The sequence below is a fragment of the Dictyobacter formicarum genome, assembly GCF_016587435.1.
The window spans coordinates 1-5,151 of record NZ_BNJJ01000058.1 but is presented as its reverse complement, the minus strand read 5'-3'; the positions used below and the strand labels follow the sequence as shown (position 1 = coordinate 5,151).

Annotated in this window: 7 protein-coding genes and 1 tRNA gene; 2 read left to right on the top strand and 6 right to left on the bottom strand. The window is 45.8% G+C overall.

Annotated elements, in window-relative coordinates:
- The 4 genes from JMI88_RS39100 to JMI88_RS39085 all read right to left on the bottom strand — a co-directional run.
- On the bottom strand, nucleotides 1-732 hold a 732-nt coding region (locus JMI88_RS39100), incomplete at its 3' end, for a hypothetical protein (protein ID WP_201367506.1).
- 14 nt (nucleotides 733-746) lie between these two features.
- Complete coding sequence (locus JMI88_RS39095; RefSeq protein WP_201367505.1) at nucleotides 747-1,070, bottom strand: hypothetical protein; 324 nt, start codon at nucleotides 1,068-1,070, stop codon at nucleotides 747-749.
- 101 nt (nucleotides 1,071-1,171) lie between these two features.
- A complete protein-coding gene (locus JMI88_RS39090; RefSeq protein ID WP_201367504.1) occupies nucleotides 1,172-1,765 on the bottom strand; it encodes a lytic transglycosylase domain-containing protein in 594 nt (197 codons plus the stop codon).
- 68 nt (nucleotides 1,766-1,833) lie between these two features.
- Nucleotides 1,834-1,989, bottom strand: coding sequence for a hypothetical protein (locus JMI88_RS39085; protein WP_201367503.1), 156 nt, complete (start codon nucleotides 1,987-1,989; stop codon nucleotides 1,834-1,836).
- Nucleotides 1,990-2,589: 600 nt separating this feature from the next.
- Between JMI88_RS39085 and JMI88_RS39080 the strand changes: the two genes are divergently transcribed.
- Together JMI88_RS39080 and JMI88_RS39075 are read left to right on the top strand one after the other, a co-directional pair.
- Complete coding sequence (locus tag JMI88_RS39080; RefSeq protein WP_201367502.1) at nucleotides 2,590-3,435, top strand: helix-turn-helix domain-containing protein; 846 nt, start codon at nucleotides 2,590-2,592, stop codon at nucleotides 3,433-3,435.
- A gap of 177 nt (nucleotides 3,436-3,612) precedes the next feature.
- On the top strand, nucleotides 3,613-4,218 hold the full coding sequence (locus tag JMI88_RS39075) for a hypothetical protein (RefSeq protein WP_201367501.1): 606 nt from the start codon (nucleotides 3,613-3,615) through the stop codon (nucleotides 4,216-4,218).
- 67 nt (nucleotides 4,219-4,285) lie between these two features.
- On the opposite strand, the gene JMI88_RS39070 is transcribed toward JMI88_RS39075, so the two are convergent.
- Both JMI88_RS39070 and JMI88_RS39065 read right to left on the bottom strand, forming a co-directional pair.
- The gene (locus JMI88_RS39070) at nucleotides 4,286-4,555 is read right to left on the bottom strand and encodes a hypothetical protein (protein WP_201367500.1); all 270 of its coding nucleotides are present in this window, start codon (nucleotides 4,553-4,555) and stop codon (nucleotides 4,286-4,288) included.
- Between the two features lie 183 nt (nucleotides 4,556-4,738).
- Nucleotides 4,739-4,812: transfer RNA gene (locus tag JMI88_RS39065), tRNA-Gln, on the bottom strand.
- Nucleotides 4,813-5,151: the final 339 nt, after the last annotated feature.

Genomic DNA, 5,151 nt, shown 5'->3' with positions numbered 1-5,151 from the left:
CGGGAAGGCGACGGGAGGACTGATCCGCGTCACCGATGAAGGCGTGGACGTGAGTGGTTGTGTCAGTTCTTCGGCCCCGAAGGTAAAGTCACCTTTCCGCGCACGATCCACCATCCCATCGACATCGGCTTTACAAATTTCGGCATATTGCTCAGACGCCTCTCTGATTTGTTGTTTCTGATGTTTGAGGAACGCCGTGCGATGCAATTCGGAGCGCAGCACCATGACGGCCTTGTTATCCAGGTGTGACACTTTAATCAGTTCTTCAATCAGATGCGAGACATCGAAGAGGGCAAAGACACCAACACCAACCGGAAAGAGCAAACCAAGGCCAATATGGAAGATTTGACCCATCCAGCCAGGAAGATAGGCAGCCACTGCCGCAAATGCTCGTTGCATCTCTGGACTTTGTGACATCCAGCCCAGGTTACAACCAGCTGAGACGATCATCCCCACGCTACCAACAATGAAGGGAACCACCGCAATGGGATACTTTTTATTGAGCACAAACACCCGCACCAGCTTATAGCAGGCGAAGATCAAGGCTTCTAAGAAGATGCCACGGCCCCAGGCCATCAGGCTCGGAAAGTCAACGTCGAGATGCCCACCCGCAAAGACCCAGGCATTCGCATAGCCCGACTCCGCCATCATAATGAGCGGAGCCAGGACAGCCAGCAAAACATCAAAGCGTTCACGGAACAGGTGAACGCCGACCACGGTACGTGTATTCATCGGCTACCCCTTTCTTATGCAGCCTGCAGGCCCATATTCGGTAAGGAGACACGAGTCACAATAAAATTGGTTTGTGGTTTTTCGGTGCCATCTTGAAATTTGCGCATGCGCGAGGTATAGCCGGCGACCTCGAATTGCACGGGCTGACGACGTGCCGACTCGATCACCTGTGCCAGCTGGGTGAATTGTGGATCATCCGGCCACATCTGACAGGCAAAGCTATTGCCTAACTCATCGGTCGCTGTGAATGAAATCATCTGCTTTTTCTCAGATGGTTTGTTCTTCGGAGTAACATCATAGACACCACCAGCTTTGACGAATCCAATAAATGTCATCATAGTTCGTACCCTCTTTCTTTCTCAAAGAATTGTGTAAAGATGCGGCCCGAAGCACCACGCACCAGGCCAGCGAGAAACGACCGTACCAGGAAGCCCAATGGCTAGCCAGTAATCATGGAAATGTACCGTTGCGTTTCCGCAGGTAAGCAGGACATCCAGGCGTCGCCACATTGAGAGCGAGCACGCTGTAACGCATGAGGACCAGCGTTATAGGCGGCCAGCGCAGCCGACTCACTCCCATATTGCTGGATGTACGAGGACATCAAATGTGCAGCAGCCCGCAGCGACTGGACGGGATCATGTGGATCAATGCCCAGGCCCGCAGCCGTGGCAGGCATGAATTGAGCAATCCCAATCGCACCAGCTGGAGAGACAGCCGCAGGATTGAAGCCACTTTCCTGTTGAATCTGCCGGACAAAGAGGTCAGGATTAATGTCAGCCGCCACTGCATCTTGCCTGGCCATGCTGACATAGTTCACGGAGACTACCGCTGGAGCTTTCGCCATCGCAGGAGCGCGAGGAACAAAAGAAACAGCCACGAAATGATAGGCGATCAGCACAACACTCAAGAGGAACACGTTACGAGCAAGTATACGAGAAATGCGCGGATTGTACGGTCTGTTTGTGACCAGCACCGCAAGGCCAGCCACAATCACCACAGCCCAGTACAAAGCCCATTCCTGAGACGGCGACATCCTGCCACCCCCTTTCAAAAGTGAGCGTTTAAACGGGGACTTTGTACGCTGTTGGTCAGGGAGACGAGTTAGGCGGCATATGGCAAGCTCAGAGAAGCTTCAAGCACACAGTCAGAGCAGTCAGCACAGATATAGACCACCAATTCTTGTTGAGGATCATCAAGGTCTAGCACTGGATAGACTACCTCACACTCTTCATGACAGCACTCACAGCGATATGGCAACGCGATCACCCCCTTTCAAAGAAAAGCTAGCAAACGCAACTACAAGGACTCACGTCTAGCGACCAGGAACGAACCCCGACCGCCAGCCGTCAATCTTTACAGTTGATGAACAGGAGCGCCTCTCATTGACAATCTTGCTACCCATCCTTTCCTTGCCAATGAGAGGACGCCCAAACAGACGCCGCACAAGACGCCAAGGTTACTTCGTAACACGCCACCTATCACGGCGTACAAGCCAGAAGAGCCGCACCGTACACCTTACTTCGCCTTCAATGTACAGCCGCTCGCTAACTTGTGCGAGAGCTTTCAGTCCCTTTGAACACCCCTTACGAACTTTGTAGCCAGGCCGCAATATTGAGCATTCACGCAACGGATGCGTCAGCGGCTCATATCTTGGCTTCCCTCAGAGTGCCCAACCCCTTCGAGGACCTATTAAAGTTTTTAAGTTACTGAAGTTTGATAACTTTGATAACTTTATTGTAGTCAATCCTCTAATTGGTTGTCAAGGCTTTTTGACCCAATTTTCATAAACTTGATAACTTTGATAACTTTTCGTATAATCTATAGAGATAGTGGCCGCTTATACAAAGGAGAAAAGATGTGGCACAGAGAAAAGCACAGGTTGAATACTACACAGCTGCACAGACGAAGAATGTATTGGGGATCACTGACGGCATGCTCTACAACTACGTTAACAATGGAACATTGGAGCGCATAATCCCACCAGGCAAAAAACAAGGAGTGTATCGCCGTTCAGAAGTTGATCGACTTGCGTCTGAAATGCAGGCATTCATTATTCAGAGGAAGAAAAAATCCACCCAGTTCTTACCTGTAAAAACAGTAGAGGAAATGCAAGCCTGCCAGGAAATCAGCCAGGAGCTCTTTGGCGTAGGTCGTACGACTACAGCCGACCGGATGAAGATTGTTGCAAAAAATCCATACACATATCACTATTTGAAGGATGAAGACACAGATCAAATAGTTGGCTATACGGCAATCATGCCACTTCTACCCGGACGCCTAGATAAGGTGCTGGCACAAACTATACCTGTACAGATTGACCCCAAAGACATTGCTAGCTTTACAAAGCCACAAGAAATAGACCTGTATCTTCATGCTATAGGAGTGAAGCCAAGCTTTAGTAATACAGATAAGCATGTCTATGGAGCTAGGATGATTAGCGGCCTTATGGAGTTGATCATAGGGTTAGGAGAGCAAGGAATAGTTATTAAAACAATCGCAGCACGCAGTAACATGCCAGATGGCATACGACTCATGAGGCATGCAGGTTTTACAGAAATAAGCCCTCTTACACCAGAGCGCAGGACTTTTATCATAGATGTAGAGCAGTCTGGTATCCCTTTCATCCAACAATATAAGCAAGGGCTCGAAAAATGGAAGGCCAATAAAGACAAAGAAGCACCTGGAGCGAGGAACACAGTATAAATATAAGCTCAGAGATATGATAAATATTTCTGAGCTTTATAATATCTAACCTTAATCCCCTTCCTTCTCAAGGCACCTGCCACTTATTAGACATTTATTTGATGTAGATACTCAGTAAACGTCTATACTCTTGTTAAGTTCGAAATGCAAAGAAACCAGCACAGGAGGAAGGGAAAAATGGATCAGGATATCGAAGCGCTAAAAGATGACCACCAGGATGATAAAACTAGAGATCTCCAAAACCATGAAGCTACAACGCCCCCAATAGGCACCCTCATGAGCGGTAACAGATTAGTTGAAGGAATTTCTATCCTTGCTTGTGGAATATTTGTATCTTACGCGCCTTCATATATAGGAACAAATGCTCAATGGGTAAACAATGTCAGCAAATTGTCATGCATACTATTATGTATAGTGAGTTTTTTCATTTTTCGTAGTGAGTACAAAAAATACAAAATACCGATAGAAGTACCAGGTATAATAATTTGTATGTTTGTTGCCCCATTTTTCTACTATTATGCTTCATTATTCAATACCAAAGAATACATAGGATTTGCACAAGAGGTAAGGTCTGCATCTTTTTTTGCGTGTTTTGTACTTGTTTTGACATTACCTTCAGTCACTTTAAAAATATATTATAAAATAACTAGCAAAGGTAACATAATTAAAAATCCTGATAACATTAAAAGCATAGCAGCAGTTATACTAGGGATCATAACCGCTGTAACAGCAATGATACAATTTATACAAGCATTGCTCCCTTTCATAGGTTCTGTGCACTAAAAATATAAAAAAAGCACCAGAAGCGTACTAGCCTAGGTGCTTTTTTTCTGATATTTTATCTGATGTCCTATGCAGGAGGAAGGCGATCAAGGAGCAATTTTTCCAAGCGATCAAAGCGGCTGTTAACATTCTGTTCTAACGTGGTAAGGCGAGTATCTAAAGCTGTAAGACGTTCATCTATCGAACGCACACCAATTTTGATGTCTCGAATATCTACCCCTTGCTTACCCACGACACCATACATCATCGTGACATAATGATTGATATCTTTGACAGCCTCAACAACATCATTATGGGCCTGTTCCAGGTTCAAAAGCCGCTCTTCTTGAGTTGGCATAGTAACCAGCCTTTCAGTGATCTATCGTCTTATCACTCTATAGAAAAGAGTATATAAGGACGAGGATAAAAAATCAACAAAAAAAACGAAGTCAGTGGTCTTCACGTCGATAAATCGAGGAAAAATCCGCTAAACTTCGCTTTGTTCGATTGGTCATAAACGCGCTTCTCAAGCCGCTTTATGTGGCTGGGGTACAGGGATTCGAACCCCAATTAACTGATCCAGAGTCAGCCGTCCTACCGTTGAACGATACCCCAATATTCTTTGTTTGGTGCGTTCTCTCGAGCGCGTTGTTATAATACTCCATCCATTGATGGATGTCAAGTGCTTTTTAAGAGCTTTTAAAAATTTGTAAAAATCCAAAATTTCAAAAAACTGGAAAGAAATGGATCGAATAATTGCCATGGTGGCCTTTTTAGGCATACAATAGCGGTAGAAAGTTAATGGATCAAGCATCCATTCTATTTTTTAAAACGATACATCTTAAATGCGAACAGATGAAAGGATACGTCAATGCGGAGTAAAATCACCGTAGTTGGAGCTGGTTTTGTTGGGAGCACGCTCGTGCAGCGTATCGCAGAACGCGACTATGCTGA

Excerpts from the sequence above, each read along its gene's own strand:
- JMI88_RS39095 (WP_201367505.1), bottom strand. The coding sequence starts at position 1,070 with ATGATGACATTTATTGGATTCGTCAAAGCTGGTGGTGTCTATGATGTT.
- JMI88_RS39090 (WP_201367504.1), bottom strand. The coding sequence starts at position 1,765 with ATGTCGCCGTCTCAGGAATGGGCTTTGTACTGGGCTGTGGTGATTGTG.
- JMI88_RS39075 (WP_201367501.1), top strand. The coding sequence starts at position 3,613 with ATGGATCAGGATATCGAAGCGCTAAAAGATGACCACCAGGATGATAAA.
- JMI88_RS39070 (WP_201367500.1), bottom strand. The coding sequence starts at position 4,555 with ATGCCAACTCAAGAAGAGCGGCTTTTGAACCTGGAACAGGCCCATAAT.